Origin of the sequence: Streptomyces sp. NPDC056600 (genome assembly GCF_042792855.1) — a bacterium.
Classification (GTDB): Bacteria; Actinomycetota; Actinomycetes; order Streptomycetales; family Streptomycetaceae; genus Streptomyces.
Genome location: NZ_JBHTVQ010000002.1, coordinates 191,043 through 197,356 on the forward strand (window position 1 = coordinate 191,043; position 6,314 = coordinate 197,356).

The following is a 6,314-nucleotide window of genomic DNA, read 5'->3' on the forward strand; positions in this document are numbered from 1 at the left end:
CTCCGGCGCCTGCCATTCGGGTCCCCGTCGGCCTTCGGCGCGAAACGGCCGATCCGCCGATGGATCGGCGGATTCGCGCGTCCAGCCACCGGCTAATCCTGGTCCTTCTCCAGCATGCGGCGACGTTCCTGTTCGCGCTTGGAATAGGCGGCCGCCCGGATCGCCTTGTCGCTCTCCAGGCCCGACCCCAACGCGCCACCCACCGTGGCGACCGAAGCGACGAACCAGGAGAGCGTCCAGTACTCCGAGGCGTGCAGCGGGGTCCGTGTCATGGAGGTGAAGACCCGGTCGTTGAGGATGAAGAGCGCCCACATCAAGTTGACGACCAGCAAACCCGCGTAGCAGACGATCACCCCGATACCCACGGTCATGACCGTGGACGCGTTGTACAGAGCCGTCCTCCGCCTCTCCTCCGGTGATGCCTCCGTCGATCGATGCCACAGGCGCGCATCCACGATCAGCCAGCCGATCATGAGCGCGACGGAACCGACCATGGCGATCACGAGGCGTGGTGTGCCCAGGGACGCGGCCAGACTCCAGAGGGTGGAGTTCACGGTGGCGACCGCTCCCGTCGCGAGTGCGGCGGCCAGGGCCTTCGAGAGACCCGGGACCAACCGCCACGGCCGGTTGGCGCGGACCATACCGAAGAGCACCCTGAGGTATCCGCGCGGTCCGCTGACGACGTACCGGAGGTCAGCGGTCTCCTCCTCACCGACCGGGGCCGGGTGAACAGGCGCGAGACGACCGGCGAAACGTCCCGGTGAAAGCCGCTGAGAAGGCTCCACGGCCCCGGTGCCTCGCGCACCCGCCAGGCTGAGCACGACTTCTTCCACCGTCCGCCGGGCCCTTCTCTGAAAACCCAGGCTCCCCAGCGACGGAAGGGACAGCAGCGCCCAGCCGTGTTCATGGCTCAGATCCACCACGATCTTGCGCCCGTGCGAGTGCAGCGGAAGGTCGGTGAGGGCCACGACGATGTCCCAGTGCTCCGCACGCGCGCGGTCCATGATCCGGTGCGTCAACGTGGACAGGTCCTCCGTCTCCGCGGTGAAGGGCTCACTGACCACCTCGACGTCGAACCGTCTCCCCCCGCCCGACCTGTCGGCGAGCCGGGCAGCGAGTACCCGGGCCATGCGCTGAGCGACCTCCGTCGGCGCGTCCGGATCCGCCAGGAGAGCCACGACCGTAACGCCCTGCGACGACACCCTCACGACCGGACCCTTCTCCACGGCTGCCACCGACTGCCAGTGCCCCCAGGATGCCCCCGGGACAACGCAGGCGCCCCCCGACAGGCCGGCCCTCATCCGCAGGCGAACGGAAACGGGGGCGGACGGAGGCTGGTGCGGCCCGACCTCCTCCGGGACCGGCCACGCTGTATCCGGGTCCCGGACCCCGGTCAGTCAGCGCCATCGTCCTCGAGGCTGTTGCGACGTTCCTGTTCGCGCTTGGAGTAGGCGGCTGCCCGGATCGCCTCGTCGCTCTCCAGGCCTGACCCCAGCGCACCGCCCACGGTGGCGACCGAAGCGACGAACCAGGACAGTGTCACGTACTCCTCGGCGCGCAGCGGGGTTCGTGTCATGGAAGCGAACACGTGGTCGTTGAGGATGAAGAGCGCCCACACCCAGTTGATGAGCATCAAACCCACGTACGAGACGAGCACCCCGATACCCACGGTCACCACCGTGGAGGCGTTGTAGAGCCGCGCTCTCTGCCTCGCCTCCGGGGAGTCCTCCGTCGACCGATGCCACAGCTCCGCGTCCACGATCAGCCAGCCGATCATGAGCGCGACGGAACCGATCATGGCGATCGCGAGGCGTGGCACGCTCAGGGTTTGGGCCAGGCTCCAGACGGTGGAGTCCACGGTGGCGACTGCTCCCGTGGCGAGTGCGGCCGCCAGGGCTTTCGACAGGCCCGGCACCAACCGCCACGGCCGGTTGGCGCGGACCATGCCGATGAGTACCCGCAGGTAACCGCGCGCCCCACTGATGACGTACCGAAGGTCGGCGGTCTCTTCCTCACCGATCGGGCCCGGCCGAACAGGCGCGAGACGACTGACGAAGGGCCCCGGATGCGGCCGACTTCGCGGCGGCCCTTCAGCCCCGGTGCTCTGCGGACCCACCAGGTCGAGCACGGCTTCTTCGACGGTCTGCCGGGCCCTCGTCTGCAACCGCAAGCCCCCCAGTGAGGGAAGGGAGATCAGCGCTGAACCGTGTTCGTGGCTCAGATTCGCGACGAGCTTCCGCCCGTGCGAGTGGAGCGGAAGGTCGGTGAGGGCCACGACGGTGTCCCAGTTCTCCGTACTCCTACGGTCCACGATCCGGCGCATCAAGGTGGGCAGGTCCTCCGTCCCCGAGGTGAAGGGCTCGCTGACCACCTCGACGTCGAATCGTCGTCCCTGGCCCGACCTGTCGGTGAGCCGAGCAGAAAGTGTCAGGGCCATACGCTGCGCGATCTCCGTCGGCGCGTCCGGATCCGCCAGGAGAGCCACGACCGTAACGCCCTGCGACGACATCCGCATGACTGGACCCTCTCGTCGGCTGCCCCGCGATCCCAGGTGCCCACAGACGCCGCCGAGGTAACCCCGGCGCCACGTGCCGCCATGGGCATCGATCAGGTACCGGGACATGCGCGCCTCGAGGCTCGGCCCACGGACGAGCAGATACACCCGCGGTGCGTAACCGGCCAGGAAGAGTACGGCCTGGCCCGCGGAGTTGCCGCCGCCGACGACGGCCACCGGGTCGGTGCGGCACTGCTGGGCTTCGTGGAAGGTCGCCGAGTAGTGGACGCTCGTTCCCTCCAGGTGTTCGATGCCGGGCGCTCGCAGGCGGCGGTAGCGGGCGCCGGTGGCCAGGACGACGGTGCGGGCGGTGATCTCGCTGCCGTCGTCGAATCCGACGGCGTAGTGGCCGTCCCGCGGTTCGATGCGGGCCGCCTCCGCCGGGACGCTGATCCGGGCGCCGAACTTGTCGGCCTGGAGCACGGCGCGGTCGGTGAGCTCGGCGCCGGAGATGCCGGAGGGGAAGCCCAGTAGATTCTCGATGCGGGACGACGTCCCGGCCTGGCCGCCGGTGGCCATCGCCTCGACGAGGGTCGTACCGAGACCCTCCGAGGCGGCGTTCACCGCTGCGGCGAGACCGCCGGGTCCGGAGCCGACGATCAGGAGATCGCCGTGACGGATTCCCGCGGGCAGTGAGGGCAGGCCCATGAGCCGGGCCAGTTCCGCGTTGCTGGGGTTGCGCAACAGAGTGCTGTCCCGCCAGACGACGAGCGGTGTCTGCTCCGGGCCGACACCGAAGCGGCGCAGCAGCTCCTCGGCCTCGTCGTCCGTCTCCAGATCGATCCAGCGGTACGGCAGCCGGTTGCGGGCGGCGAACTCACGCAGCCGCCGGGTGTCGGGCGAATAGCGCGAGCCGACGATGCGGAAACCGGCGCCCTGCCCGACGAGCAGGGCACGGCGGCCGAGGCAGGCGCGCAGCATCAGATCGCCGAGGACGGCGTCCCGGGCCACCAGGTCGCGCAGCTGGTCCATGGACAGGGCGAGGATCTCACCGGGGTCCCTGACCGTAGCGGTGTAGAGGGCCACTTGTCCGTTCAGGAGGCCGAGCTCGCCGATGAAGCGCCCGGGGCCGTGCACACGCAGCAGACGTTCGTCGGGCGTGCCGTACCCCTCGACGACGGCGACCGAGCCGCTGAGGACGACGTAGAAGGTCTCGCACCGCTCCCCCTCCCGGATCAGCACGTCACCGGCGTCGACTTCGCGCCGCCGGCCACGCTGCGCCAGGCGGGCCAACTGGTCGTCCGGCAGGCGGGGATAGGCGCCGTAGGTGTCGGCGGTCTCGAAGGGGACGCTCTCCTTCGCCTCCTCCGGCAGCTGTGCCGCACTTGGCCGCGTCTCGTCGCCGGGCATCACACGAACGCCTCGTGCACGAAGCACCACCGCCAGTCCTCGCCGGACTCCAGCGACGCGGCGATCGGATGGCCGTCGGTGGCGGCGTGACGACGCGCGTGCCGGTTCGGCGAGGAATCACAGCAGCCGACGTGGCCGCAGGTCAGGCAGAGCCTCAGGTGGACCCACGGTGAGCCGAGCAGCAGACACTCCTGACACCCTTCGGGGGTCAGTGGCTGGACCGGCCGGACAAGCGCGAGGTGGGGGTCGGTTTGCCGGGGCCGCCGTACCGGCCCCGGCAGGTCGCACCGGACCCGCCCCGGCAGGCGGCGCCGGTGCCTCAGGCCGGGGCGAGCGTGAACGACTCCCAGGGGCCGATCGTGGTCCGGTTGGCGATCAGCGGTGAGGCGCCGCCGTCCTCGGCGCTGACGTACCGGTCGTTCGCCCGTGCGCGCAGGCTGACGGTGCCGTCGGAGTTGTTCACCCGGCGGAACGTCTCCCAGTTGCCGGCGGTGGTGCGGTTGGCGATCAGCGGCGAGGCCCCGGCGTTGTCGGCGGAGACGAAGCGGTCGTTCGCGCGGGCCCGCAGCGCGACGTCGCCGTTGCCGAGGTCGACGAGGTCGAACGTCTCCCAGTTGCCGGCGGTGGTGCGGTTGGCGATCAGCGGCGAGGCCCCGGCGTTGTCGGCGCAGACGTAACGGTCGTTGGCGCGGGCCCGGAGGGTGACGGCGGAGGCGGGGGCGGCGGGGGTCCCGGCGGTCAGCTCGAAGCGCTCGACGCGGACCGAGCCGCCGAGGGCGACGGTGGCGTAGTTGAAGATGCCGAAGCGGTAGCCCATGAAGAACTGCCACTCGTTCTTGAGGGTGAGGGCCGGCCCCAGCGGGGAGAAGGTCACGCCGTCGGTGCTGTAGGAGAGGTGTCCCTGGCGGCCGCTGCCGGGGCGGATGTCGGCGGTGGCGCGCAGCCAGACGCGGCTGCCCTGGACGGATGCTCCGGCGGCCTCGGCGCCCGTGTTGCTGGTCTTCCACTCGCCGTCCATGGTGATGCCGTTGACCATCACCACGCGGGTCGTGCCGTTGTCGCGCTTGAGGCCGATCCAGGCCGAGGAGTCGCGCAGCAGGGCGAGTCCGCTGCGGTCGCCGTCGCGCATGCCGGAGTGGTCGAGGACGATCGTCGCGGTCGAGGTGGGGCCCTGGATGCGGTGGGTGAGCGTGTTGCGGGCGGAGTACAGGTCGAAGGTGGTGGTGGCGGTCCGCAGCGTGAGCCCGCCGCCGACGGTGAACCGGCTGGTGTCCGGGTTGTGGTTCCACTCCCACTGGGGGCCGAGCGCGGGCCCCGGGAAGGTGTCGACGCCGGTCAGCGGCCTGGTCGCGCGGGGCGGGGCCGGCAGCTCGGGGGCCGGGTACGAGGCCCCCCAGGCGCCGTTGACGAGCTGGAGCACCGGCCACCCGTCGGAGGTCCAGGTGACGGGGGCGAGGGCCGGCACACGGCCGCCGGGGTAGGCGTCCACGAACGCCATGTAGTACCACTGGCCCTGCGGGGTGCTCACCAGCCCTCCCTGGTGCGGGACGCCCCCGCCGGGGATGGGCCCCGGCAGGTCCAGCAGCAACTGCTTCATCGTGTAGGGGCCGAAGGGGCCGGAGTCCGACTTCAGGACGTACTGACCGTTCGCCGGGCGGGTGACGAAGATGTAGTAGCGGCCGTTGATCTTGTAGAAGCGGGAACCCTCCAGCGTCCCGACGGAGGAGGGGGTGACGAACACCTCCTGCGCCCGGACCTGGCTCCGGGCGTCGCCGGAGAGCTGGGCGACGCTGATGCGGGTGTTGCCGTAGGCCACGTACATCGTGTCGTCGTCGTCCACGAGCAGCCCCGCGTCGTAGTAGACCTGCGGGAGCTCCGCGCGCCGCGTCCACGGGCCCTCGACGGTGCGGGCGGTGTACACGTAGGTCCGCGCGAAGTCGATCTGGCCGATCCAGTAGAACGTGTCGTCGCTGCGGCGGTGGTTGAGCGAGGACGCCCAGATGCCGCGCACGTAGCCGCGCCCGCCGGACAGGTCGTACTTGGCGCCGAAGTCCAGCACCGGCACGGAGTGGCCGGCGAACTCCCAGTCGACCAGGTTCCACGAGCGCAGGACGGGGGCTCCGGGCGAGTAGTGCATGGTGGACGCCGACATGTAGTAGGTGTCGCCGACGCGGATGATGTCGACGTCCGCGAAGTCCTGCCAGACGACGGGGTTGGTGTAGGCGGCCGCGGCCAGGGCGCCCGCCGCGGGAGCGGTGGCGTCGGGGGCGGGGGCCGCCTGGGCGCGGGGCGTGGCCGCGGCGAGGGCGGCGCCGGTGGCCGCCGTGAACACGGTTCTGCGGCTGAGGGGGTGGTGGAGCCAGGACATGGGGGTGCTCCTTCATGGCCGGGGGGAGGAAGGGGGGCGGCC

At 70.9% G+C, this 6,314-nt stretch carries 2 protein-coding genes and 2 pseudogenes; all 4 read right to left on the reverse strand.

Features of this window, described 5'->3' with window-relative positions; genetic code table 11:
• Window positions 1–92: 92 nt before the first annotated feature.
• A complete protein-coding gene (locus ACFRAV_RS02080) occupies window positions 93–1,178 on the reverse strand; it encodes a hypothetical protein (protein WP_382550564.1) in 1,086 nt (361 codons plus the stop codon).
• Window positions 1,179–2,602: 1,424 nt separating this feature from the next.
• Window positions 2,603–3,904 (reverse strand): annotated as a pseudogene (locus tag ACFRAV_RS02085) (FAD-dependent oxidoreductase); the annotation flags it as partial.
• Window positions 3,904–4,185, reverse strand: a complete 282-nt coding sequence (locus ACFRAV_RS02090; protein ID WP_382550699.1) for a UBP-type zinc finger domain-containing protein — start codon at window positions 4,183–4,185, stop codon at window positions 3,904–3,906. The gene ACFRAV_RS02090 and the pseudogene ACFRAV_RS02085, both read right to left, overlap by 1 nt.
• A 455-nt stretch (window positions 4,186–4,640) precedes the next feature.
• Window positions 4,641–6,272, reverse strand: a pseudogene (locus tag ACFRAV_RS02095) (glycoside hydrolase 43 family protein); the annotation flags it as partial.
• Window positions 6,273–6,314: the final 42 nt, after the last annotated feature.